Source organism: Ralstonia sp. AU12-08 (genome assembly GCF_000442475.1).
Lineage (GTDB): Bacteria > Pseudomonadota > Gammaproteobacteria > Burkholderiales > Burkholderiaceae > Ralstonia > Ralstonia insidiosa.
The window spans coordinates 70,124-94,433 of record NZ_ASZV01000051.1; the positions used below are offsets into that span (position 1 = coordinate 70,124).

At 60.5% G+C, this 24,310-nt stretch carries 25 protein-coding genes; 7 read left to right on the plus strand and 18 right to left on the minus strand.

Features of this window, described 5'->3' with window-relative positions; all coding sequences use genetic code 11:
* Positions 1–196: 196 nt before the first annotated feature.
* From C404_RS58955 to C404_RS56250, 9 genes are all read right to left on the minus strand, one after another.
* A complete protein-coding gene (locus C404_RS58955; protein ID WP_080981145.1) occupies positions 197–1,633 on the minus strand; it encodes a caspase family protein in 1,437 nt (478 codons plus the stop codon).
* Positions 1,630–2,286, minus strand: a complete 657-nt coding sequence (locus C404_RS58960; RefSeq protein WP_021197467.1) for a hypothetical protein — start codon at positions 2,284–2,286, stop codon at positions 1,630–1,632. Before C404_RS58960 ends, C404_RS58955 begins: the two co-directional genes overlap by 4 nt.
* Positions 2,283–3,002 carry an RNA polymerase sigma factor gene (locus C404_RS56225; RefSeq protein WP_021197468.1) on the minus strand — a complete coding sequence of 240 codons (720 nt, stop codon included), beginning with the start codon at positions 3,000–3,002 and terminating at the stop codon, positions 2,283–2,285. Before C404_RS56225 ends, C404_RS58960 begins: the two co-directional genes overlap by 4 nt.
* Before the next feature lie 103 nt (positions 3,003–3,105).
* Positions 3,106–3,528 carry a T3SS (YopN, CesT) and YbjN peptide-binding chaperone 1 gene (locus C404_RS58965; RefSeq protein ID WP_021197469.1) on the minus strand — a complete coding sequence of 141 codons (423 nt, stop codon included), beginning with the start codon at positions 3,526–3,528 and terminating at the stop codon, positions 3,106–3,108.
* 121 nt (positions 3,529–3,649) lie between these two features.
* A complete protein-coding gene (locus tag C404_RS56230; protein ID WP_080981146.1) occupies positions 3,650–4,096 on the minus strand; it encodes a PGDYG domain-containing protein in 447 nt (148 codons plus the stop codon).
* Between the two features lie 44 nt (positions 4,097–4,140).
* Positions 4,141–5,190, minus strand: coding sequence for a hypothetical protein (locus C404_RS56235; RefSeq protein ID WP_021197471.1), 1,050 nt, complete (start codon positions 5,188–5,190; stop codon positions 4,141–4,143).
* Between the two features lie 50 nt (positions 5,191–5,240).
* Positions 5,241–8,471, minus strand: coding sequence for a DUF4062 domain-containing protein (locus tag C404_RS56240; protein ID WP_021197472.1), 3,231 nt, complete (start codon positions 8,469–8,471; stop codon positions 5,241–5,243).
* A gap of 113 nt (positions 8,472–8,584) precedes the next feature.
* Positions 8,585–10,069, minus strand: coding sequence for a hypothetical protein (locus tag C404_RS58970; protein ID WP_152524500.1), 1,485 nt, complete (start codon positions 10,067–10,069; stop codon positions 8,585–8,587).
* A gap of 1,165 nt (positions 10,070–11,234) precedes the next feature.
* Positions 11,235–11,711 carry a MarR family winged helix-turn-helix transcriptional regulator gene (locus C404_RS56250; RefSeq protein WP_021197474.1) on the minus strand — a complete coding sequence of 159 codons (477 nt, stop codon included), beginning with the start codon at positions 11,709–11,711 and terminating at the stop codon, positions 11,235–11,237.
* Positions 11,712–11,808: 97 nt separating this feature from the next.
* Between C404_RS56250 and C404_RS56255 the strand changes: the two genes are divergently transcribed.
* Together C404_RS56255 and C404_RS56260 are read left to right on the plus strand one after the other, a co-directional pair.
* A complete protein-coding gene (locus tag C404_RS56255) occupies positions 11,809–12,177 on the plus strand; it encodes an antibiotic biosynthesis monooxygenase family protein (RefSeq protein WP_021197475.1) in 369 nt (122 codons plus the stop codon).
* A gap of 24 nt (positions 12,178–12,201) precedes the next feature.
* Positions 12,202–12,669, plus strand: a complete 468-nt coding sequence (locus tag C404_RS56260) for a hypothetical protein (protein WP_021197476.1) — start codon at positions 12,202–12,204, stop codon at positions 12,667–12,669.
* A 615-nt stretch (positions 12,670–13,284) separates the two neighbouring features.
* Here C404_RS56260 and C404_RS56265 read toward each other — a convergent pair.
* Positions 13,285–13,719 carry a hypothetical protein gene (locus C404_RS56265; protein WP_152524501.1) on the minus strand — a complete coding sequence of 145 codons (435 nt, stop codon included), beginning with the start codon at positions 13,717–13,719 and terminating at the stop codon, positions 13,285–13,287.
* Positions 13,720–14,155: 436 nt separating this feature from the next.
* On the opposite strand from C404_RS56265, the gene C404_RS56270 reads away from it, so the two are divergent.
* A complete protein-coding gene (locus tag C404_RS56270) occupies positions 14,156–14,440 on the plus strand; it encodes a hypothetical protein (protein WP_021197478.1) in 285 nt (94 codons plus the stop codon).
* Positions 14,441–14,546: 106 nt separating this feature from the next.
* Complete coding sequence (locus C404_RS56275) at positions 14,547–15,407, plus strand: transglutaminase-like domain-containing protein (protein WP_021197479.1); 861 nt, start codon at positions 14,547–14,549, stop codon at positions 15,405–15,407.
* Between the two features lie 17 nt (positions 15,408–15,424).
* Here the strand turns inward: C404_RS56275 and C404_RS56280 are convergent, their stop codons facing one another.
* Positions 15,425–15,685, minus strand: a complete 261-nt coding sequence (locus C404_RS56280) for a hypothetical protein (RefSeq protein WP_021197480.1) — start codon at positions 15,683–15,685, stop codon at positions 15,425–15,427.
* A 500-nt stretch (positions 15,686–16,185) separates the two neighbouring features.
* On the opposite strand from C404_RS56280, the gene C404_RS56285 reads away from it, so the two are divergent.
* Together C404_RS56285 and C404_RS59710 are read left to right on the plus strand one after the other, a co-directional pair.
* A complete protein-coding gene (locus tag C404_RS56285) occupies positions 16,186–17,475 on the plus strand; it encodes an NRAMP family divalent metal transporter (RefSeq protein WP_031330183.1) in 1,290 nt (429 codons plus the stop codon).
* Positions 17,476–18,245: 770 nt separating this feature from the next.
* Positions 18,246–18,386 carry a glycine zipper 2TM domain-containing protein gene (locus C404_RS59710; protein ID WP_232317419.1) on the plus strand — a complete coding sequence of 47 codons (141 nt, stop codon included), beginning with the start codon at positions 18,246–18,248 and terminating at the stop codon, positions 18,384–18,386.
* Between the two features lie 66 nt (positions 18,387–18,452).
* Here C404_RS59710 and C404_RS56295 read toward each other — a convergent pair whose 3' ends face one another.
* From C404_RS56295 to C404_RS56310, 4 genes are all read right to left on the minus strand, one after another.
* Complete coding sequence (locus C404_RS56295; protein ID WP_021197482.1) at positions 18,453–19,334, minus strand: slipin family protein; 882 nt, start codon at positions 19,332–19,334, stop codon at positions 18,453–18,455.
* An 89-nt stretch (positions 19,335–19,423) separates the two neighbouring features.
* Entirely contained in the window at positions 19,424–19,681 is a 258-nt protein-coding gene (locus tag C404_RS56300) for a hypothetical protein (RefSeq protein WP_021197483.1), read from the minus strand.
* A 70-nt stretch (positions 19,682–19,751) separates the two neighbouring features.
* Complete coding sequence (locus tag C404_RS56305; RefSeq protein ID WP_064496274.1) at positions 19,752–19,910, minus strand: DUF3309 family protein; 159 nt, start codon at positions 19,908–19,910, stop codon at positions 19,752–19,754.
* Positions 19,911–20,447: 537 nt separating this feature from the next.
* The gene (locus C404_RS56310) at positions 20,448–21,038 is read right to left on the minus strand and encodes a BPSL1445 family SYLF domain-containing lipoprotein (protein WP_037012729.1); all 591 of its coding nucleotides are present in this window, start codon (positions 21,036–21,038) and stop codon (positions 20,448–20,450) included.
* Between the two features lie 367 nt (positions 21,039–21,405).
* On the opposite strand from C404_RS56310, the gene C404_RS0130530 reads away from it, so the two are divergent.
* Positions 21,406–21,588, plus strand: coding sequence for a CsbD family protein (locus C404_RS0130530; RefSeq protein WP_031330184.1), 183 nt, complete (start codon positions 21,406–21,408; stop codon positions 21,586–21,588).
* Positions 21,589–21,648: 60 nt separating this feature from the next.
* Here C404_RS0130530 and C404_RS56315 read toward each other — a convergent pair whose 3' ends face one another.
* The 3 genes from C404_RS56315 to C404_RS56325 are packed head-to-tail and all read right to left on the minus strand — an operon-like array spanning position 21,649 to position 24,039.
* Positions 21,649–22,368 (minus strand): Crp/Fnr family transcriptional regulator, encoded by a 720-nt coding sequence (locus C404_RS56315; protein WP_021197488.1) that lies wholly within the window; start codon positions 22,366–22,368, stop codon positions 21,649–21,651.
* Between the two features lie 52 nt (positions 22,369–22,420).
* The gene (locus C404_RS56320) at positions 22,421–23,473 is read right to left on the minus strand and encodes an AI-2E family transporter (RefSeq protein ID WP_021197489.1); all 1,053 of its coding nucleotides are present in this window, start codon (positions 23,471–23,473) and stop codon (positions 22,421–22,423) included.
* A gap of 44 nt (positions 23,474–23,517) precedes the next feature.
* The gene (locus tag C404_RS56325; protein ID WP_021197490.1) at positions 23,518–24,039 is read right to left on the minus strand and encodes a hypothetical protein; all 522 of its coding nucleotides are present in this window, start codon (positions 24,037–24,039) and stop codon (positions 23,518–23,520) included.
* Between the last annotated feature and the right edge of the window lie 271 nt (positions 24,040–24,310).

Sequence of the window (24,310 nt, forward strand, 5' to 3'; positions counted from 1 at the left end):
TTCTTCCTGTTGAAGGTCGCCGTGGAGTGGTGTTTCCACAGACGGCGTGCTGTGGATACCCTCTATTCGCAGCGACGAAGCGAAGCCGGAAGAATTTTTTTGGGCAACCGAGCATGCAAGCGCATATGAAAACCTTCGGCGCAAGCAGGCACCGACCCCGGGGTTACGGGCCGGATAAAACATGGCTGAGAGGCGGCTATTGGCCCTTGCGGGTGGCGCTGCTGAACATGTCCATCAGCGATTCGGCCGTGACTTGCCCGGTCTCCGCCTGCACCTGGAAGAGGTTGAGTCGCGCTGGCATGTAACCCTGCGCGGCGGCGGCTTCGTAATAGCGGCGCGCTTTTGCCACGTCGCGCGTGGTGCCGTGCCCGAGGTAGAACATTTCGCCCAGTTCATTGAGCGCATAGGGCATGTCCTGTGCAGCAGCAAGGAGGAACCAGCGCATTGCGACCGTGTTGCTCCGGGTGACCTGCGTGCCAGCGCCAAAGCCACGGCGGTAGGCCGTGCCCAATACCGAGGCCGCTACCACATTGCCGCCGCGTGCCTGGCGCTCCAGCCGGGGCAGGTCGTCGCGGTTGACGCCCTTGGCCTCGCGCTCGATCTGTTGCGCGATCATCATCTGCTCATCCTGTCCCGCAGTCTGGAACCATTGCAGCAGTGGCTTGCCGTCGGCAGTACTGATAGCCGTTGCATCGCTGGATACTGACGCCGCGCCACGCGCAGGTGTGCCATCCACATTGCGCCCGGGCCGCGCCAGCATCAAGCGGGCCTGGGCCTTCGGGGCCGGCACGAGCGCGAAGTCGCCCACCAGCGAGGTGGCGATCCATGGCCGCTGCTCGTCGCGCGTGCTGGCACGCACGTCGGTCATGACGTGCTTCATGACATCTTCGATCGGCATGCCGGGGCGCGGGAGCCAGTTCGACAGTGCCTGCGCGAACGGCCCATTGGTGCCGCGCCCGTCCAGTGCACGTTCGCCAGGTTGCGTGGCGTAGGCCACCAGCATGCCGTTGGCGGGCTTCTGCGCGACAAAGCCGGCCGGCGCACCGGCACCGCGATAGGCACCACTGAAGCCCCCCTCGTCCGGGTCGTTGCGGCAGGCATCCAGCATCACCAGCGAAAGATGCGCGCCGCTGTCTTTGAGCCGCGTGATCAGGTAATCGACCGGCATGGCTGTTTGCGACAGCGCATCGGGGCGATCCAGTGGTGCACCAACCGGTATCAGATAGTTGCGCCCGCGGATCTGCATGCCATGACCGGCGTAGTAAAACGCGGCAGCGCCACCGGCACTCATCTGCTCCGCCAAACGGCCGAGTGCCTGGTACAGCGCGTTTCGGTCGGCATCGACAATCAGTTCGGTAGCGTAGCCGGCCTGCTTCAGGCTTGCTGCAATCAGCCGCGCGTCGTTCTCGGCGTTGTGCAGTGCGTACCGACCGGAATAGCGCGTGTTGCCGATCACCACCGCAAATTTGGGTGCGGTGCGATAGTCGATCGATTCAGCCCGCGTGGATGCAGATACGGCCGGCACAGGTGTGCCGGCCGCCGCTGGTGCGGCGCCGGAACACAGCAGCCACACCGCGATGGTCATGACCGCAAGCCGTATGCCGTTGCCCAGACGTGCGTGCGGTCCACTCATGGTCGCGGCCTGATGATGCGCGCGTCGAGCACGATGCTCGTTGCCCTGAGTCTATCGAGCGCCTGTTGCGTATCACCCTCGCGCACGGTGATCCAAACCATGCCTTGGTCATCGGGGCCACGCACGATTTCAAGTTTGAGCGCCGTCAGCGTCTTGCGCAGCTCACCCAGCGTTACACCATCGGCAAACACCGCTTGGATGAGTGGGCCGGTCGTGGCCGAGCTTCCTTCCGAGCCCCGGAAGACCGGCGCATTGGCGCCGGCGTCCAACTGCTCGAGGCGCAAGGTTTGCACACCGGCCAGCAAAGCCAGCGCCGCAATCGACGCAAACGCCCAGGCGCCGGCCGCCGGTCGTTGCCACCACGCCATCAAGCGTTGCCGCCATGACTGCATGGACGGGCGCGGCCCCTGTTTCGCTGCCCCCGCCTTGGGCAGTGCCTCAAACGGCACCAGCGGTTGCGTATGTGCGGCCGCACGTTCATCGATAGCTGCACGCGTGTGCTCGACGAGCACACGATCGGCATGAGCGGCTTCGGCCAACTCTGGGTGTGCGGCGATCATGCTGATCATCCAGGCCTGCTCTGCGGCGTCAAGCTTGCCGCAAGCGAACAGAAACGATTGCGCCTCAAAGCGCGCCAGGTCTTCGCTGTTCATTGGGGGGTCTCCTTGCGCATGCCCAGTTTGCGGCCCAGGCATCCACGCATACGCTCAGCTGCCTTGCTCACCCATTTGCGCACCCGCTCACCGTTGAGCAGCTTACCGTCGGGCATATGAGCCTGCAGCACTGTCGTCATGCCCTCGTAGGTCAGGTCTTCATCAAGCGCCAGCTCCATCGCCAACCGGTAGTTCGGGTCGTTGCCGGCCGGCAGCGTTTCCAGGCATGCCCGGGCGGCTGCAACGACCTGCTGCTGATATACAGCGTCGAGCACCTCGTCATGCCAGAGCACTGGGCACAACAGGCTGCCGAGTATGTCGCCAGGGCTGTCTTCATCGGCCGAGGCATCGCTGGTATCAACGGTGGCGCCGCCGTTGCGCAGCGCATTGCTCACGCGGACTTCCTTGTAGTGCTTGCGCAGTTCGGTGAGCGTGCAATACCGGGTAATGCCTTGCACCCAGGTCTTGACCGAGCCGCGCTCCGGGTCGTACTTGTGCGCGGTGTTCAAGATCTGTAGCCACGTCTCCTGCACCGCCACGACAGCGATTTCCTGGTTGAACTTTGCCGTTTGCAGGGCGCACAGATCGATGGTCTTGAAGACCCGGTGATAGAACTCCCGCTGCGCCTGTTCCACCGCCCGGCCATTGGCGCCGGGTTCGGCAAATTTGCGCAGCAGATACGCCAACTGCTGGTTTTCGAGGTCGTCGCGAATCATTCCCTAGGTTTCTCGCGTGGTGTCCATCCAAACTCAACTCGCCGATGAAGGCTCAGGCCATGCATGCGCATCCGGTTCTGCACGGAGGTACATGGGCTCTTGTTCAGTTCAAGGTAATACGGGCCTCACCGGAGGCGCGTGGGCACTGCATGGTGTCTGCGAACATCGCGACTGAACGCATGATGGTCCGTACGGCGCGAGACAAGCGGCGCTCCCACGCAATCTGGTCGTCAAACAACAGCTCGATGGTGAACCACACCGAACCAGCCTGTGTATGCGCTTTGACGAGCTTCATGCGGCGATTGACCTCGTCGAGCGCCACCAGCGCCTGTTGCATCTCCAGCTCGGAGTCGATGCTCCAGACGCTGGGCAGGATCAGCTTGGCAAAGTCCGGGTCATCGTTGTCAAAGCACAGCGCGTAGTTCATCCCTTCACTTTTGAAGCGGATATCGCCGTCTTCATCGAGTTCGGCCGGATAGCCTTCTGTGCGCAGGTAATCAAGCAGGTGCTGGACGTGATGGTTCATGGCTTCCTCTAGGTCAGGCTGACGTTACCCAGGCCGGCAAACGATGCACGTGTGCACGGCGTGGCAGGTGGTGTCCCCTTATTCGGTGAGGAAAGCAAAAACCGGAAATTTTTTGAGCGAATCAGCGGTTCAGAACCGGTTCGTACAAAACATCGAACACATCTGCCGCCACGACAGCCTGATCACCCGGGCAGTATTGGACCAGCCAGTCACCGGGGCGGCCTGACAGCCTTTGCCCGCTCGCGATGGTGACCTGGAAAGCAGCATCCCAGCGCCGTGCCAGGACTTCACGCACGCGCTTGGCAAAAGGACCATCGGTGCCAGCGGTGTGCCCCTCAATGGTGGATACGTAGGTGGCATCGAAGCGCGCACGGGCAATCGGCCAGTGTTCCCCCTTGGGGCCCGTCATCAGCGCGTCGCCAGCCTGGTAGCGCACGGGCCCCTCCAGCGTCTGGACAACGCCGTCGCTTTTGGCAAAGCGCACGGTAAGCACAACCTGGCGGGTGCGAAACAATGCCGCCGCAGGGTCGTTGCGCAAATCCACGTTGATCAGCGAAGGCATAGTCATGCGTGTTGTTTCATACGAAAGCGTACGTGGACAGCCATTGCATGCTAGGCCACCTGTACGTCCTTGTCACTCAGGGTGATGTGCCAGCCGAGCGCCTCGCGAATGACGAGATCGTAGAACGTGGTGACCTGCTGTCGCAGTCCATCACCGGCATCTGGCGCACGCGAATCAACTTGCCGCTCCAACGCCTTGAGCGATTCGCTCATCTCTTCGGACTGCTCCGCGAGCTTGGCGAATTCGCCCGAGGCCAGGATACCGTGACACGCCGCTGCAAGCGCCGGCAAGCCCGCCGCCAGCACCGACAGAAATGGGTGATGCCAGACGAAATGCCCCAAGCAAGCGAGCAGCGTCAGATAGAAGCAGGTGTCCGCAATACGGTGCAGGCGATGGTGGATGTGGTGGTAGCGCTGTGCATTGCCCTTGTGATAGGCGCGCTGGCTGGCAATCAGTTCTGCGAAATACCGGCGGTAGCGTGTGTTGTAGCTCGCGTCTTTCGGTGCATCCGGGCACTTGGCAGAAAGTTCAGCCAGGTGCTTGGCAATCTTGAGGTTTTCCTGCCCGGCTTCACCCAGAGGGGCGTTGACAGTCAGCTTGCCACCAGGAAAGCCCAACATGAGATCCGCATATCGGACTTGTTCGGCAGCAAGCCGCATGGTTGCCCACTGGCCGCGCCACCCTTGGTTGATCCTGCGCAGGCCGATTCGCTTGAGCAAGCGGCTGGCGAAGGACGCATCGCGCTCGGACTCGCGCCCGTACCAGTGGATCAGCAGGATGATCGAAATGCACACCAGTTCGGATAGCGTCAGCAGCCCCGCATAGGCGTGCAGCTCGTGCTCGGGGATCAACCCGCTCAAAGGGATCAAGGCCAGCACCACGGCAACAAAACCCAGCGAGAAATTGATCAGGAACGCCGCGCGGTAGCGATTGCCATAACGCGTCGATTCCGCTTCGTAATCTGTGTCCGGTTGGAGCAGCGACGGCACGTACAAGGGCGTGACGCTTGGGCCGGCATGCGCTTTGCCACCCATCCTGTTGCGGAAGGTTAGAAAGATCCACGCGAAGATGCGATCGGGCAGGGTCGACAGTGCAGTCATGAGTTGAAGAGCAAAAGCAAAGAAAACACAGTGCGCTGAGCGCCACCTATTCAAGCCGAAGGACGGCACGCGGATTCCAGCCACCGCGCTTCGTCCAACTGGTCCGCATTACGCAAATGCTGCAGGAGCCACCCCTTCAGTTCGTCGCGCATGTCAGGCAGGCTTGCGCCGTAGGCAACGAACGCCTCCAGCAATGGGCGCACACGCGGCCACTGCTTCAATTCGATCACGCAGATTGCCAGAAACGCCGTGTTGAGGAGCAACGGAATGAAATCGGTGTTGTCCACCGGTTCGTGGGCCAGTGCATATTCGAGTAGTTCAGCCGCCTCATCCCAACGTGCGAGACCAAGCAGCGACTGCCCGGTCGCCCGGGCACAGCGCGCACGCAGCACAGCCTCTTGTGGGAAAGACGACGTCTGTGTTGCGAGCATGGCAAAGCCGGCAGTGACTGCCTCTTCGAACCGCGATTGCGAACGCAGGGCGTTGATGAGCGGGAAGCCCATCAACAGCCGCACGCGGCCACCCTCGCCCCCCGGGAAGTCGTAGCTCATCAGCATCGCGCGACGCGCCAGTGCTTCCGTGAGCGTGAAGTGAGGCGTTCCCAGCAGTAGTGGCATGGCGCAACTGATGAGCACCAGTTGCAGTTCCGGGTCGGTTGACGGTGTCATCTCGATCAACGCCTGCAGCGCCGCGTCGAGCGTTGCGCTCCACGGGGTGCCGTCGATCTCGCCATCGACGATCAAGCCCATCAGGATGCCAAGGCTTGTTGGTGGCAAGGCGGCCTGCGGCGCGTCCGCCCACGCGCGGATGCGAGGAGCGATCACGTCGAGTGCTTCCGGTACGCGACCCTGGTTGACCAGGGCGGCAGCAAGTTGGTAGTCAAAATCCCCAGCGTGGGAAATACGCTGTCCGGCAATCACGCCTCGTGCAAGTCGCTCCAGGTCGGCCCAGCATTCAAATTGCGTCAGCAAACGTCCGAGCAGATAAGGCCACGTTGAATCCGTACTCTCGACGGTCATGTCAATCAGTGGCGTCAGCGAGAAGCCCTTACTGACCAGCACGCGCCAGCCCTCGAACAGGAGTCCGCTGTTGGAGACATACAGCGCGCCGATGTTGTTCCGGACGCTTAACGTTTCATACAGGCCTTGCACGTCGTCCGGGCCACCCGCATGTGTGGCGAGCCAGATCATTTGCTGCGTGCGTTCGATCAGCCCGGTGACATCCCAGGGCTCGGGCACCGCACCGATGTAAGCGGCCAAACGACGGCGCGTGTCCGCCTGCGCAGGCGCATCCGGGTCGTCACCAAAGCAATGCTTGAAAACGATGTCGCGCAGGTGCGGGTTACGCAGCCGCCAACTGCCGCCAACGTCGACCAGAGCAGGTTCCGCCAGGCCCTGCCACGTCATCCATTGCAGCGTGCTCAGCCCCAACCCCGCGCTCGCCGTGAAAAAATCGTCCGGCACGCCCTGACGTGCCAGGCACAAGACCTCCAGCATGCCGCGCCACCGGTCGCTGTCCCGGTGCCCGGCGCCAACATATCCCAGCCACGCTTGCAGCGAATGCAGGAATGCCTGCTCGATGGTCGACATGCCGGCATAGACGTCCAGCGTGGCATCCAACGTCTCGAACAGAGCGCTGTGGCGAAGCTCGTCGAGCACCAGCGTCAGAAAGAACGGCGACCCCGCGAGCGGCATGCTGACGAGCTTGTGCATGGCCTGCGTGTCGAGCGATTTGCGATACCGGGCCAGGTATTCACGCGCAAAGGTCTCGCGCTCTTCGGGCCTCAGATCCTCCACGGGGCGGACATTGAACGCCCCCGTCGCGCGTTGACCAAGGGCGGCGTCCGTTGTCGTCAGGATGATCGCAAGGCGGGGGTTTTGCACCAGTCCCAGCAGATCCACCAAGTCAGTGGCACCGCCCAGCAGGTCAATATCGGTGATCTGCAGGATGACGGGGCGTTCGATCGCCTGGAGCACTTCGCGCAGGCCGGTGCGCCCGGACGGCTGCGATGCCGGAATCGCGCTGAACGCTGCCATCGCACTGCGAATGAAACCGAACGCGCCGTCCACGTTGGTGACGATACCCGTGCGGCAGTGCAGAGCGATCACCGGCGCGCCAAGTTCCCAGAACCGCGTAAGCGTCGCGAGGCCCATGGCTTCGTGGGCCTTGCCGATGCCGGGCGGGCCGACCAACATCAGCCGGATGTTGCCCGGGTGGTCCTTGTCGGCCCAAGCGCGCGTCACGGCATCGGCCTGCGGGTCACGTTGCTCAAAGATGACGCGCTCGGCATCCATGACGTCGTTCAGCGTCTGGTTGGCCTGCCAGCCGAGCGGCAATGGTGCTGCCGTTTGCTGCTGAACTGCTGCAACGCTTCGCGCAACACGCATGATCGCCGCAGTGATGGCGTGCTCGATGTCATCCCCCAGTTCCTGCACGGAGCGATAGCCATCCATGCGTACGAGGCCCCGCTCACGCAGCGCATGCTTGAGTGCCTCCTGGCGAGCGGCGCCTGCAGCATCGGCCTCGTAGTAAATCGGTGCTGCGTCGAGTTCGCCCGTGTGCTGCGCGAACATGCGTGTCAGCTCGGGCGCACGGTTGTAGAAGAAAGCATGGCCCGTCATCTCTGGCGTATCAAGCACGCCGTAGCGGATCTCCATTTCCGTGACGCTGTAGGCATCCCGACGGGCGCGGCCACGCATTTCCAGGCTCGCGTCGCCGTTGGCACGGCTGCCCATGGCGTGGTCGAGCGCATCGAGTGCCGCTGTGTCGGGAATCCAGCCGTAGCGTTCTCCGAGCAGGCCGATGAAGAACGGCGGGCAGGCGCGGCACCGGTCGATCTCATCCAGGCAAATCGCTACGGTTTCGCCGCGATATGCCTCCTCCGCCGTAATGCCCCAACGCAGATCGATCTCCTGCAGCAGCACCCCGCGGGACTGCGCCAGCCGCTTCAAGCGCGGAAACACGACCGTCACCAAGTAGTTGCGCTCGACCTGCATGTCGCGAAACGTCGACGACATAAACACACGGATGGTGCGTTGATTGCGAAAAACCGGCACCGAGAAACGCGCGTGAACGTCATCGACCACCTCGCGACTTCCGTCTGGACCCTGGCGGATCCAGCGCGTCACCTCGCCATCGGATTGTGGTGCGAGCAGCGTGAGCCCCGGCGTGTCGCTGTGGACTTCTTCCGCATCCGGGTTAAAGCGCAAGTCTTCCTGATCAACCTGCGGCGCGGCCACGAGTGCCTGCCATTGATACATCTGCCCGTTGTCTTCGTACATCAAACGTCCTTCTTAAACCGTCGGTCCTGGCACCGGCCATCGGTACACACCCGGTACAGATGCTTCTGCAAACCACGCCAAGGCGGCGTTGTACCGCCTTGGCGTGCACTGGCTTATTGCACCCAGACGCCAACATAACCGCGGTTTGTGTTGCCGGGGTTGGCGCCGTGCTCGACGATCGCAAACCGCGTGCGGCCCGCCGACACGAAGCGAACCGCCTGGAACCAAGCGTTGCCCGGCAAGCCCACTGCAGACGCCGGCACTCCGGACAGCAGCGCCGTAAGCTTGCCTGCCGTCAGTGTCACCGGCGTTTGGCCCTCAATGGTGAGGGTGGCGTTGCCCGAAGTGTCCACCGCAATGCTCGAATGCACCGAAGCGGGCGTTGCAGCAGGCAGGCCATCGCGGCGGCAGTCTTCCCAGTACTGCGAGAACGTGATGCCCGCCAGATCGGTCGCCGACGTCACCTTGGATGCGGTCTGCGCCACCAGCACATCGGTCGACTTGAGCCCGTCGGTACCGTCGCCCACATTCGCCGCCATGCAGACCATCGAGGCTGCGGGCAGGTTCGGATCGCTGGCCAGGCTGGAAAAGTTCATGCCGTACTGAACGGGGCTCCCCCACAGGAAGCCGCCATCCGGTTGCGGTGTCACCGTGATGGCCTGCGAGCCGAGGTTCAGTGTTCCGGCCGCGCCCACGCCACGATCCACGATGGTGGCAATGCTCGGAGCCATGCCCAGGGCGTTGTAGTGATAGTCCGCGTAACCCACCGCGCCTTGCGGAACGACCGGCGTGCTGGCGGTGGGGTCGCATGCCGGCGCGGGGCTCAGTCGCGTGGCCGTCCAGGGGGCCCCGAAGACCGACGTGGGATCGTCTTTGGTGTACGTCCCCACCGCAGCGCTCCAGTCCGGCCCAGAGAACGATCCCGTGAGGAAGTCAATATTGCCGATCGTCGAATTCAGGACTTGCTGCGCGGACGATGCCGTGAACACCCATTTCTGCATGGCCGGAACGTAGAGCACCGAACCGTCCAGGTGAGCCTGGGTGCCGTCAGCGTGCGTGACGGTGGAGCTGAAGCTGCCGTCCACCTCATTGATGGTCGCCACAAAGGTGTCGTCGGAGCGGTCGGCATGGTTGAACTGCCACTGACCGGCAAACAGGCACATGTTTTGGCTTTGCATATGCGCCTGCGCAGCGGCAGGCGACACCAGCGCCTTCTGGGGTGAAGCCGCCTGAATGGCGGCGATGACGGCCGGGTCCGCAGCAAACGCGGCAGGCGTCTGCGCGAAGTTCAACTGCGTGCTGGACAGTGCAGCAACAGACGCCGCGGAGATCTGGATACGGCTGACCGGGTTGCCGCCTGAGTCGAGCGATTGCAGGAACGCCCCGATGTTGGTCACGGTGTCGTCCGTCACACCGGCGGCGTTGGGCACGAGTGCCAGAGGAGTCACCACGGCTTGCCCGGTGGCCGAGCCGATGCTGACGCCGCCCACAGAGAAGGTCACGCTTTGGCCGGGCACGTAGTTAAAGTGGCCGGCGGCGTCCGTTGTGCCGCTCACGCTGCCCGAAACGTAGTGGAGCCCCGCAACGGGCGCATCCACAAACACCCCCTGCGCGGTTTGGGGCGTACTCGGATTGAGGTTGTTGGAACCGTCGTTGCCCCCGCCGCATGCGGAAAGGGCCGTGCAGAAAGCCAGACACGTGAAGCGCAACTTATTCGTGTTTTTTTTCATCGTAAATGGGTTCCGTGGTGCGCACGGAGATAGGTGATTGATACGGCAACCAAACAGTTGCGAGCACCCTCCTCTGGAGGGGAAGCATTTCCACCCGGCGGGAAGGCACGACAGACACGCCGGCGGACCGATTTGGCTTATCTGGTTTGGTCTGGACGCATCTCGGGGCGAGAAGGGGCGCGATTGCTCATGGGTTTCTCCAAGTTGACCGGCGCCTGCTGGATGGCTGATCGCCACGCCACAGCAGGTCCGTATCCCCTATTCGCTGCGGCGAGCCGGAACCGGAACTTTTTCTGGTGGAAATTGGAGGTTGTTGACGCGCGAGCGGAATTGACCCAACTGGTGGGATGCCAACACGTGCCTTCCGAGCTTTGCTTGGCTTGGCTTGGCATGTTGACGCGCGTGGCAGCCCGAGCGGCTCACGAATACGCCCCTGCTCGGGCGTCAGCCGTTTACCCTGGAGTGGCCATCGGTCTGCCCATTCATTTGGATACCCCCACAAACCGGGAATACGAACAGGCTCGCAGACCACTTGCCTTGGTTTGAGCGCGAACAGGGAGATCGGTGAGGGGGAATCAACCGGCATGGCCGCCGGAGCGTCATGGCAGAAGCCGCAAGCGTCTTCGCACCTGGAGCTGCCGGCGTTGCCAATGCTCTAGCGCTTAACGAAATGGCGACTACGACCGCAAACCCAAACGCCCTTCGCGCGGGAAACTCGCTGGAGCAATGTCGGCCTTAACGAGTCCATGCGAGTTGGCAGCCGTGCGACCGAGTGCGCTGCTTTCCCGGCGTCGAAACCGCTGCAACTCGCCCACCTCACGGCCACAGTGGGCGAGCTATACGGTGCTGGCGGGGCCGAGGCATCCGCGATCAAGCGGCACTCTTGCTAGTCCACAGCACACTCGAAATCCGCGAGGCCGTGCAGCGCATCACCACAAGCATTGGCTACCTCTGCCATCACTCGACTCGACAGGCTATTCGATGCAAAGAACGCGTCCCCGCGCCCCCTGGATGCCTCGCACCGGGAACAATGCTATTCCAGCGACTCAGACTCGGTGGCACCCTCAAGCCGCCTGCGTAGGGCGGTTAGCACTTGATGCGTGGTCTGAAGATCCGACGGTTCGAGCCCGTCCGCGAGCGCATTGGCCCACGGCACTTCAACGCGCATGGCGTTGGCAAACGCCTCACGCCCTGCGCTCGTCAAGACGACAAGTTGAGCGCGCCGATGGTGGGGATTGGGTTGGAATTCGAGCAACCCGTCTCTTACCAAGTCATTGACGATGCGTTGGATATTCTGGCGGTTGGCTCCCATGTCGCGGGCCAACCAGGCCACAGGCTGAGGACGCTCAGCCGCCGCGATCGTTCCCAACACCTGCCACCTGGCGCTGGTCAGGCCAATGTCGGCCACCAAGCGATCGCCGGCCGTCAGCATGCGGTTGTTCAGCCTGAACAGCTCCAGAACAAGATTCGTCAATGCCTCACCGGCAAGTGTGTGCTTTTCCAGGATCATGACGTAATCATACCATCTTGACACCATAATGCCAAATTGCTACATTAAGGATGCATGATGTCAATTCGGTGTCGTGCAACCACCGAAGGACCTTGCCATGCTTTCGTTGCGCCCCCTTGATCCCGTCGCTCCTATTGAGCAACAGCTCCACTGCGCATCAACCCCAGTCGTCCTGGTGAATCTCTTCACTGTGGCCGAAGCAGATATCCCTGCCCTGATAGTTGCCTGGGAGCACGACGCCAACTGGATGAAACTCCAGCCCGGGTACATCTCGACCCAACTGCACAGGGCTGTCGGCGCAAGCGCTATGTTCATGAACTATGCAGTCTGGGAGTCGGTCGACCATTTCCGTGCTGCGTTCACCCATCCCGAGTTCGCCAACGCACTGGCTGCATACCCCTCCAGCGCCATTGCGCAGCCGCACCTCTTCTCGAAGGTGTCGGTCCCCAACCTCTGCACGGCTTGAGCCTGCAAAGTCGAAAAGACAACCATGCCCAAACTCATTCATCGCATCGGCAGCACGATCGCGCCGCTATGCATTGCGACCTTCTTCCTCTCGACCCTGCTGTGTGAGTTGTTTGCCACCCGCACGGTGGTGGCCCAGTTGAAGTCTCTGATCGTCACGCCAGGATTGTGGATCCTGATTCCTGCGCTTGCAGCGACAGGAGCGAGCGGAATGTTCCTTGCAAAGTCGCGACGCGGACGGCTTGTCGACGCCAAAAAGAAGCGCATGCCGATCATCGCGGCTGTGGGTCTGCTGGTGCTCGTGCCCTGCGCCATCGCGTTGAACCGCTGGGCTTCGGCGGGAGCCTTCGACCCCACCTTCTACCTGGTCCAGACGATCGAGCTGCTGGCCGGCGCAACGAATCTCACGCTGATCGGCCTCAACGTCCGCGACGGGCTGCGCTTGAGCGGCCGGCTACGGGCAAAAACGCCTGTCGCCACTCAATCGCCCTGAGCTTCGACAAACGCAAGGCTCTACCTTGATTATGAGAAACCGGAGAGACCATCCGAAACACAGTTGACTCTCGACCTCTACCCCTCCTGGATTCGCCATGCAAGTTGGAGGCACCGGGTTCTGTCAGTTTATGGGGCGATGGTGAGAGCGATAGCCGCGTTGGACAACCGAAACGGGCAACCTGGGTCATGCCCAGGCCACTGCAGGGGCATCAAAGCCGCGACATGACTGAGCACGATCTACGCACGCGGCAGGGGCATACGGCTCTACAGCCTTGCGCGATCGACTCGCCATGCTCCCTCCGAAGAATTTGTAGAAAACTCGACGTTTTGTAGGCGCAAAGAAAAAGCGGCTTCCTTTCGGAAGCCGCTTTTGCATTTGGTGCCGGCTGCAGGACTCGAACCCGCCACCTGATGATTACAAATTTCCTTGTAAATCAATAAGTTATTGATAATCAAGGGAAAATGACCGTAAACGCCAAAAAACCAAAGTACTTTATATTCAGTAACTTAGCGTAAGGGAGCGAAGTCCTCTGAAGCTGACCAATGCACCGCAAATGTACCGTCGTGAGGGGGAGGTTGACCATGGCCGCCACCGGCCAGGATTCCGTGCAAATCAACACGCAAAGGATTTCGCGAGGCATTCCACGATCAGATCGCGCAAAGAATCCGCCGTCAGCTCGCTCAGATCAAAAACGACCTCGGAGGTTGACGATGTTCCGCCACGGTTGGAAACCACCATGTGCACGTGAATTTTTTGGTCGAGCGCGTCGCCTATCAAGGTGATTTTCGGATATTGGTTGGCGTGCCCTGAGTCATATTCCTGCGCCTCCCTGCCGGCGGGGAAAACAAGGAGCGTCGTGCTCAGGGCCGTCATTTCGACTTTGAAGCCATGGCCGCGTTTCTGCAGGTGGGCGCCGATGTCTTCAAAGACGGGATGCGTTGTCTTCATTCGGAACGCTGCGAAATCGGTTCGAAATCTTTCCATTGCGATCTGTTTGTCGGTAGCTTCTTCCCTCTCTTCGGCCTTGCGCTTGTCGAATGCATCCATTGCCGCGTCAAGTCTGTCATAAGAACCCATATTCTTGCCTCGCTAAGATGGGAGCCTAAACCGCAAGCCGGCCCATGATTGTCCGGGGCTGGGCTGCCACGTCGATCATGGGCGCTGCCGCCATGGCGATCCTCGTTGTGATTACCCCAGTACGCACGGAACGTGCCGGTTCATTGTTGTTTGTGATCCCAGCGTAGTCTGCCAGTGAGAACCTGTCGGCTCGGTACCGTACAGAAGTCGGTATGTTGTTGGCGCCTTAGATCGAAGCTGTTGCGCCGCCACCGGCATGCGCGCATGCATTGGAGCACCAGACCACCCGATCACTGCGTCTGCCACCGTACCGACACCGTCCCCGCGAACGAGGAATTTGGTTCTTGGGGCATTCGTGCGAAACATACCGATGACCGCACGGGGCCTCCTTTCAACGGAGATCGCCATGGATGCCTATCCGACTTGCCGTTACAAGGGGTACGATGTCTATCCCCTGATCTACCTGTTTGACCCGCCTCGGGAATGGCATGAGCGCCGTCCAGACCGGTCATACAGCGCCTCTGTGATGATCTGCCTCGAAGGCTCATCTCCGGATGCGGGGCACTCCCGTATTTTTCGCCTGAGCGGTGAACCATGGGAGAGCATCGGTACGGCCAAGCGTGCCGCCATGGAGGGCGCCGAAGACATCATCGACGGCTTCGTTCCCGGTCAGTCCGTGGCCTTCGCGTGATCGCCCATCAGTTTTTGGGCAACGGTCGGGCTCCCCGACGCTGCTTTCACCCGTAACTTGGTTTGCCAACAACCATGTGGCTCCGGGGGGGCTACAGGAGGGTCGTATGGTTCGCATGCGCTACTCAGTCCGCCTGGCCTATGAGATACGTGATCCCACTGCGGATTTCATTTTTAATGTTCACGCCGCGAGGACGTCTCGCCAGACGATCGTCGCCGAGTCACTGCATCTGGCGCCGGCGATGTCGGTCGTGCCTCATACCGAACCGACCTTACTCAATCGCCGTTTGCGTGTACGGGCGCCTCGGGGCGACTTCACGTTGACCTATGAGGCGACGGTGGACATAGAACACCTATTGACGCCCGCCGAATTTCTGCACGAAGTCCCTATTGCGGATTTGCCGCTGTACGTCGTCCCATTCTTGACCCCTAGTCGCTATTGCGAATCGGACCGGCTCATGGAGTTTGCGCAGCAGGAATTCGGCGGCTGCCAACGCGGCTATCCGCTAGTTATCAGGATTCGGGACTGGGTCTGTGGCTACGTACGATTTGTACCGCAATCGACGAGCGAGCGAACGTCTGCGGTCGGCACACTCGTGGAGCGAAGGGGCGTTTGCCGCGACTATGCACACTTAATGATTGCATTGTGCCGTGCTCTGAGCATACCGGCGCGCTTCGCAACTAGTCTCGACTATGGTGCCGATCCATTGCTGGGGTCGCCAGACTTCCACGCCTTCGTGGAGGTCTTTCTAGGAAACCAATGGTATCTGGTAGACCCCTCGCAAGCGGCGGTGCCCATGGGGCTTCTACGAATCGGCACCGGTCGCGATGCGGCAGACGTGCCCATTGCCCTGGTGTTTGGTAACGTCAAACTGTCGCGGCCGGTCGTGGAAGTTCAGGCCCTGTCAAACGCGGATCTGAAAACCAGCATGCCAATCGACACCGCCCAGGGAATCAGCACATGGTGAGGTGCTGAAATTACGACTTATCTTTCGTCCGTCGCAGGAGGCTCTTTTTCAGGGCCGAGAATCACGTCTACTGCGGCGCGGCCTGCCAATTCGCCAATCAGGTGAGCCCAGCGTCGAGAGAAAGGGCCACCGTGGACTTTGATGCGCTTGCCTATCGCTGCGACACCAGGCGGCTTCATGGGGCCGTCAATACTGAACCACAGATCGAACATGTCCTTTTGAGCCCCGACCAACTGCAGATGAATTTCGAAGCCACGGTACTCAGTTATGCGGGTCATACTGCTCCTCCATTCTTTGCAGCCGCCTCTGCAAGCGTAGTGCATCAAACCGGGAACGATGGCCGTTATTGCAACGCCCGTGCAGATCTGATGCTGCGAACTAGAGTGGATATTGCAGTTCGGCGCGCCCAGTAGGCTCCTGCCTCCTGTCAGACCTTCAGGCGGTCTGAACTGCTTTCTTCCACCGTGTACAGTCTCCTCCCCTCGATCGAGGCCTACTGTCGGTAGGACGCCAATATTTCCTATGGTGCCTCCGACACGCGTCGCCTACCGCTCTTCAACAAAGCTGGGCGTTGCAGCGATGCACTGATTTATTCCGATATCGCAGCGAAGTCTGGTTTCAGGCGCGTTGGACGCGTTGCCTTCGTATGCGACGGCATATACGTAAATCAATGCGCACCGATTTGCAGGGCAGATTTGCGCACCCAACTATGCTTTTGGTTCGTGGTAAGGCGCTATGATCATCTCCAGCCAAGCCCGGGCGAGAGGACGCAAAAAAAATGGATGCCAGCGGACGCCCCCGAGTCAATCTGTATCGCGCCTTGCGGGCGCGCTTGAGAAATCATCCCTTGTCCCACGTTGGCCCTGGCCTCATCACTGGAGTGGCCGATGACGATCCGAGCGGGATTGCGACCTATTCGCAGGCTGGCGCACAGTTCGGGCTGGACATGCTCTGGACGATGCCGCTCGCATTCCCCTTGATGGCCGCGATTCAATCCATGTGCGCAAACATGGGTCGCGTCACCGGGAAAGGGCTCGCCGCCAACATCAAGGATGTCTTCCCGCCGATCGTGCTACGCGGCGTGGTGCTGCTCTTGCTTGTTGCGAACACCCTGAATATCGCTGCTGACGTCGCTGCGATGGGCGAGGTTGCGGAGCTTATTTCCGGTGTCGACCGGCACCTCATGACGGCATTCGTTGTGTTTGGCACGCTGGCGCTGCAGATATTCGTTCCTTACCATCGTTACGTCTTTTTTCTGAAGTGGCTGACGGCTTCCTTGCTGGCCTACGCGGCCGTCCTGTTTGCCGTGCATGTGCCGTGGGGCCAAGTCGCGCTGCATACGGTGTGGCCCAGCTTCAGGCTCAACGCAAGCGCCGCATCCATGGTCGTCGCGGTCTTCGGTACAACCATCAGCCCCTATCTCTTCTTTTGGCAGGCTTCCGAAGAGGTTGAGGACATGCACGCGCACCCATCGCTGAAACGCGATGGCGCCAAGGCTGGCACAGAACTCCGGCGCATCCGGTGGGACACGTGGAGCGGCATGCTTTATTCGAACGTGACCGCGTATTTCATCATCCTGGCCACAGGCGTGACCCTTCACGTGTCCGGCGTCACCGACATCACTACAGCGGCACAGGCCGCCAGTGCGTTGCGGCCGCTTGCAGGAGACTTTGCGTACCTGCTGTTCACCATCGGCATTCTGGGCGTCGGCCTGATCGGCGTACCCGTGCTGGCCGGCTCGGGAGCCTATGCGCTTTCCGAAACCATGGGTTGGAAAGAGGGGCTGGAACGCAAGGTGAGCGATGCACGCGGGTTCTACAGCATCATTGCGGTCAGCGTACTTGCAGGGCTTGCAATTCAGTACTCCCCGATCAGCCCGATGAAAGCGCTTTTTTGGAGCGCCGTCATCAATGGCGTGGTGGCGGTACCTCTGATGGTGGTCATCATCCTACTGGTCTCGAAACCCTCTGTCATGGGGACTTACACCGCAAGCCGGCCCATGATCGTCCTGGGCTGGACTGCCACGGCGATCATGGGCGCTGCCGCCATGGCGATGTTCCTGTTGTAGGCATCGACACGCAAACACATGGTGCGCGTGTCGACGCTGACTGCTTGCAACGGATTGGTGCCGTGCCTCCCTCGATGGCTCTGCCTGCTTTAGCGCGCGAGCTCAGCGCACTGTTGCCCCAGTAGTACCCTAGCGCTGAACGCGATGCCAGAGGAAACGAATCCTTCCGGGATGGCGGCCTCCGCCCAGCCGGTGGCACGTCCATTGTTGGGCGTGAAGCGATATTCGGAAAACCATCGCCGGTCATTACGCCGCGCCGTGCGTACTTCAAGCGTTCCGTTTGGCAGGTCAAGCGAACTGATCATAGAGATCCTCGTTGCGGTTACCTCGGTATGCCGGGATGTGCCGGTTCACTGTTATGTGTGGCTGCAGCATGACGTGACAGTGAGTTGCTGTCGGCTCGGTACCGTACAGAACTTGGTTCGCTATTCCCGAGTTGAACCCGCTACACCACCGCCAACATGCGCGAAGACATCAAGCCGCGTATCAATGCGTCTGGCGCCGTACCGACACCCTTGCAGTGCACGAGGATCTTGGTCCTTGAGGCATCCGCGCGACACATACCGATGGCGATGGCCGCAACGGTGACCTGATGGGCTGTACGCCGTTCATGGTCTGTACAGAAAATTCAAGTCTCGCTTCAGCGCTCTCTGCAACAAGATGCTTGGGGTGCGATCGAGACGGAGGTGCACAAAATGCGTAACGATCGAATAGCAGGACTGTGCGGCGCGATGTTGTTGATTGCGACGCTTGCGGCTGGGTGTGCCGGGATGTCTCGGCGAGGCGCGGATACGGCAATCGGTGCCGGTGTCGGCGGTGTAGCTGGCGCAGTGCTGACAGGTGGGAGTGCCGTGGGGACAGTGGGCGGTGCCGTTGTTGGCGGGGTGGTGGGCAACCAGGTTGGCAAATAGCCTAAGCGCGACCATGGAAACGAAACACGGCATTCCCACATCTGCGGGAATGCCGTGTTCGTATCGCTACGCTGCAGCTACCGCCGTCTTGAGCGGCAGGACAGCGCCCGCGGGCTCTGTGCTGCTGGAGACCCCGAATGCAACCGCAACGGGATTCATGCTGTCCACCATCGACGTTGGCATCAAGATCGTAGCGCCACGCTCCTTTGTGGTCTCGTAGATGATGTTCATGGCGCGCAACTGCAGCGCTTGTGGATGCCCTTCGTACATGCCGGCAGCTTCGACAAACTTGGCCGCAATGGCCGCTTCTGCCGAGCCCAGGATGACGCGGGCTTGCTTCTCACGCTCCGCCTGCGCTTGCCTGGACATCGCGTCCTGGAGAGCGACAGGGATGGCCACGTCGCGCACCTCCACCGACGATACGGTTACGCCCCATGCTGCGGTCTTCTCGCCGATCTCAGCGCGCAACTGCTCATCTGCCGCTTTGCGATCGGACAGCAGTGCCGACAGCATCGAGGCACCGATCATTTCACGCAACGACGTCTGCGCGACGCGGTCGATCGCCTGGCGATAGTCGGTAATGGCCAATGCGGCCTTCTGCGCGTCGTGGACGTGCCAGAAGATGATCGCGTCAACGTTGACGGGCACGGTGTCTTTGGTCAATGCCTGCTCCGCATTGAATCCGGTGGTCTGGATGCGTTCGTCAATGACCGCCGTCACGCTATCGACAATCGGCAGGATCATGAATAGCCCAGGCCCCTTGACGCTTTGCAGCTTGCCCGCGCGCAAGATGACGAACTTCTGCCAGGCGTTGGCCATCTTGAGCGTCGCTGCGAGCAGGATTGCGGCGATGGCAAACAGAGGTGCCAGCAGAACAGAGACGAACATGCCCGTGGCTGCACCGAGGAACAGGAGAAGAACAACGAGGAATGCGGTGATGGGATTCATATAGGGCCTCACAAGAGGGTGAAGCTGCAACCGATGGCCCAAGGATCACGCTCTTTGGGGCCTGGGATTCGATATACCTGAGCCCCTATCTATCCGAAGACACGTGACCGGATATCGTCCTCAAAATCGATGGTCCATTCAGGTCCCGATGCCCCGTCGTACTCGCGAACAGTCTTGCCCATGCGTACGGTGACGCTGCGGTCTAGCGCCTCGGCAGGCGCGGCGCTCGAAAAATGCTCGACGGAGGACACGTCGAAGCCATCGGGCGCCAGACCGTTGCGCAAGCAGACCTCACGAAATGCATCGCGCTCCACCTCCGGGAATTGGTGAATGGTTTGATCGAGCATCACGTTCTCCTCATTCTTGCGCTGTGCCGCCTATGCTTCGGGCCCCTTGGGGCGTACCGAAGCATGCGCTTTAGAGTCGCCCCATGAGCAATAGCACGAGAACGATGAGCAGACCCAAGCCGAGCGCACCGCTTGGTGCGTAGCCCCAACCATTGCTGTAGGACCACCTTGGGAACGCCCCAACCAGCAAAACTGTCAAGACGATTAGCAGCAGGATTCCGAGAGACATGATGTCCTCCTCGTTGAGTAGATCCGCCCACCCGTGTGCCCAACGCTGGGCGAAAAGCACTCCACGGTCATTTCATCATGAGGTTGACGCCCGCCTCTTCTTCATAGCTGTGCGCGGGGGCTGAGCGCGCCTCATCTCCTTGAAGGATAGATGGGAATGGGCTTGAAAACGGTCCGGTAGCGTACGCGCTGGCGGACCAGATTGCGTACGTTGTGTCGTCGAAAAGCGATGATCGCCCGGTAGCCAGCCGGGGCGTCGAGTTATGGCTCCCCTAGCGATGCTCATGATCTCTTGACTCCTCGCGGTTACCTTCGTAGCCGCCGCGGTGGTTACCCTCGTATCCGCCACGTTGGTCATGTTCATAGCCACCCTGCCGAGCGTCGTGGTAGCCGCCATCAGGAACCCACAAACAACCGGCCAACGCGGCGATCCACATGCCCATGACCGTATAGATAACCATAACCGCGCGCATGATGTCCTACTGACAACGTGGCGATGACACAAGCCGCATAGACGGCCCGCAGCCTCACTTTTGCGCTACAGCGATTTGAGTTTCGTGATCTTCGTTCCCTCGAGCGTCACGCCTGCCATCAACCCACTGTTTGTGAGCACAAATGCCTGGATTGGCGCGGTCGCGGTCGCGCTATCAATGTTGCCGTTTGCACCGACCTTAAGCAGGGCAACCGACGCGTCACCACCCACAGACCAACCTTCGCTATTGCGAAATCGGTCAAGCGAATCCTCGGTCATGAAGAGAAAGATGATGGCTTTCGATTGCGCACCGACCTGCCATCCAATCGAAGCTGTTGTCGTGCTGTAGTACCCCGTTGTGCCACCGCCGGCGCGCAGTGATCCTTCACCATGCTGGCCACCGATGCCGAAACCGGCGGCAATGACCGATGGGAATACCAGTACGCCTCTGGCTTTGCCAACCAGTTCCCGTGATCCATTGGCAGCGGTATACAGACGCACAAGCGTCGAGTCGACGGCCGTATCGATTGTGTGTCGCTTGTCGGGTTGGTGTGCGGCGGCTTCCGTCGTTCCGGCAGTGGTGCAGCCTGGAGTCATGAGACCGATTGCCGTAGCGACAGCCATCGTCGTCATTGCTGCCAAACGTTCTTTTCGCATCGCTACCTCCAACATGTTTCAAGGTATGTTCAGCGTATGTCACGGTGGAGGCGGTGACGGTACGACAGCGTACCGAGAAGCACGACGCGAGCAGAATTTGTAAGGGACGTAGTGCGTTACATGTCAGCGGTTTCGCTCCAGCGTTGCAGACAAGGCGGTGCAACGAAGCTGGTGATCGCACCAGCACGTCGCCATCGTGCGCTTCCGTACAGACGGCACTGCGACGCTAGAGCGAGAATGATAATTCGTTGGACGGGGGCTTTATCTACGCCGGTCACGTGGGAGTTTGGAGCGCTACGCGGTGCACGGTTGGGACACGACGTACCCGGCGACCAACGTGGGTGCCGAATTTGCAAGGAGCATTGCCATGAACAAGGATCAAGTGAAGGGCCGCGTTGAGGATGCGAAGGGAAAGGTGACAGAAGCCGTCGGCAAGGCCACCGGAAAAGACGCGACTGCAGCGAAAGGAAAGATCGAGCAGATTGCAGGAAAAGCGCGAGCCGCATACGGCGACGCAAAGGAAGCGCTCAAGAAGCAGCGCAAGCCCTGAGCGAGCAGCGCGGTCGCCACCGATAAGCCGATCACACCTGAAGGGCAGACGGACCGGTGATCAGAGCGCCTGAAGATCTGGGAGCAGACGGTCAAACTCCCGCTTGACCACGGCGTAGCATTCACAGACGCGGCCTTCGAGGCCTGGCCGGTCCAGCACTTCGATATTGCCGTGGCTATAGCGGATCAACCCGGCGGTTTGCAGTTTCAACGCCGCCTCGGTGACACCGGATCGACGTACCCCCAACATATTGGCGATGAGTTCCTGCGTCATGCGAAGCTGGTTGGACGGCAGGCGGTCCAGGCTGAGCAGCAGCCAACGACACAACTGCTGGTCGATCGAGTGGTGACGATTGCAGACGGCCGTTTGCGCCATTTGCGTAATGAGTGCCTGGGTGTAGCGCAACAACAGACGCTGCATGGCACCGGCGCGACTGAACTCCTGTTTGAGAAAGCGGGAGCGCAGGCGGTACGCGGCTCCCGCGCTTTGGACCACGGCGCGGCTGGGCGTGGTTTCGCCGCCCATGAAAATGGCAATGCCGATCAACCCCTCGTTTCCAACAATCGCGATCTCGCCCGACGAACCGTTCTCCATGACATACAGCAGGGACACGATGGCCGTGATGGGAAAGTAGACGTACTCAGGCCGATCACCCGATTCGTAGACAACGTGCCCGAGTGGCATATCAACCAAGACAAGCTCTGGCGCAATTCTCGACCATTCATCGGGAGGAAGCACGGACAGCAGATGATTCAGCTTCGGGTTCGGTTGCGCCACCATGGCAGTCTCCTTTCCACTCGCTGTGAATTCGCATCTCGATGGCTGCCGTGGGTCAGCGCGCATCGTTGCCTAGGCTTTGAACGGCCCACGCTCGTGACAGCACAATTTTAAGCGCGGCGATCACCGGTACGGACAAAAAAATACCCGCAACCCCACCGAGCTGTTCCCCTGCAAGCAGCCCCACAATGACGAGCAGTGGACTGACCTTCACCCCTTCGCTCACCAGATAGGGGTTCAGCACGTAGTCTTGGAACAGGCGGTACGCGACGATGAATCCGATCAGCCAGAACAAGTGCGGATACCCGCTAAAGCCGGCGACCGTAACCGCAGCCGCCGCCGCAGCCAATGGCCCGGCGAACGGAATGAACTCCAGCACTGCAGCCGTAGTTGCCAGCAGCAGCGCATAGGGCACGCCCAGCAAGTAAAACGCGATGCTGTAGACAATCAGTGTGGCCAGCGACAACAGCAAGAGTGCCCGGACATAGCGAGACAGGAGCGTGTCCAGATCCTCAATGATATTCGCCCACATGCGCTTCTCGGAAGACCGTATCCACGAGAGCAGTGCGGCATGAATCGACGGCGCTTCGTTGATCATCAGAAAGCTCATGATTGGGATGAGCACGAGATAGACGAGATTGCTTGCCGCGTGCATGACACCCAATCCAACGTTGCGAACCAGCGGCATGGCTTGGTCTGAACTGGTCGAGAGTTGCTCACGTATGAATTCCAGGATGCGCGCACGCAACGGCTCCAGGAAGCTCGGCAGCGAAAGACGATCCGCCATGGTGGCGGTATCAAGCAACTTTGGGAGTTGATCGGCGAGCCTGCCCGCTTCGTCCTGAACCGTTACACCAAACACCGAGCCAGCGACGATCGCGACGACAACGACCAGCAAGAAGACGATACCGATCGATACGCTACGCGGAACCTTACGCGGCATGCGTCGCTCCAGTCGCTCCACTAGCGGGTACAGTAAGTAGCTGAAGAACACAGCGAATACCGTGACCAACAGCACGGAGGCGATCTTGTAGACGATCAGTGCGGCGAGCGCGAATAAGAAAACTGTCCAGACAACCTTGCCAGCACGTGGGTCAAATCCGAGCATGACGATCCTCCCTGTCGGGGTTGTAGCAAAGCGAGCCCCGATCGTTAGATTTGGCTCACGTGCTTCGCGATGCTTACACTGATTCTGGTGACCGCCGCGTGGACCTTCGTCAGTGTCTCTAAAAACTCGCCGAAATGCGCGGCGTCCATACGATGATGCGTCGTGATTGCATTGGCCAGTTGTTCTCTAAGCTGACGAATGTTTGCGAGTAATGCGATGACATCACGCACCAGTTCAGGGGTACTGAGGTTGTGCAACTGAATTGCGGCGATCGCAGCTTCAAGCTCATCAATCGCGCGAATGTCGAATGGCTTTTCTCCTGTGGCGATTGCGCTGACCGCTTGCCTATCAGGCAGCTCGCCGATAACGCGTCGTACCAGCTCCTCCGCTGCTATGGCAATTTCGCTCACCGCTTTCGCCAACGTGCGCCTCTCCATGCGCCTTTCCGTGCGCTGAAGGAGCCAGCCTGCCAGCCATGTTCCCGCAATCGCGACAATAATGGCGACCGCCTGTACCCACGCCGCCAACGCGGGGTGCTTTTCGATCCAATCCAGAAGGCTGCTCATGAGAGAACCCTTTGTGCTCCTGCACCATGCGCACGGCGTGCTCGCGCACCTCGGGTGAGAACGTGTTCGTCTTGTTCATGGCTCCATTCTCTCAAGAGTTGGAGCCTCCTCAAATCCCGGGGCTGTTGATTTGCACCGAATCCTGACCCACCCGAGGTAGGTTTTTGCATCGAATGTTGACCCACGTATAGAACACTGTCCCGCTCGGCAACGAGCGGGAGATTGGAGTGATCGACGTGGCCATACTGAGCATCATTCGACGCTGGCATCT